The 358-nt window shown below is 33.2% G+C and carries 1 protein-coding gene; it reads right to left on the reverse strand.

Going from position 1 to position 358, the window contains the following annotated elements; genetic code table 11:
• On the reverse strand, positions 1-358 hold a 358-nt coding region (locus H3S73_RS13645; protein ID WP_198248934.1), incomplete at both ends, for a hypothetical protein.

Below are 358 nucleotides of genomic sequence, written 5' to 3' on the forward strand. Positions count from 1 at the left end.
TCCTTTACGGTCGCGTAGTGAATTGAATTTATGGGCAGTTATAAAGGTGTTTTCATCTGAAATTAACTCTTTTTGATTGTTCTCATCATTATTTTCATTATCATTATGCACTATCATTTTTGGATCAACAGCTAATTCTAATAATGAATTTGCAGATTCTAACGAACTAAATCTAAAACTGCGTTTACCCCTTTCAGTAAGCTTATCAGGATCTTTGTAAGACTCTTCATTCAAATTTATTTTGGTAAAGCGTTTTAATGCAATATCTAACTCAATCGTTTTTGTGTTGCGTTCAACGACTTGAGCTGCTTGATCTTGCGATTCAGATGAATCTTGCTCTTTCTTTGAGGGTAAATCG

The organism is Gilliamella sp. B14384G12, assembly GCF_016101825.1.
Classification (GTDB): Bacteria; Pseudomonadota; Gammaproteobacteria; order Enterobacterales; family Orbaceae; genus Gilliamella; species Gilliamella apicola_N.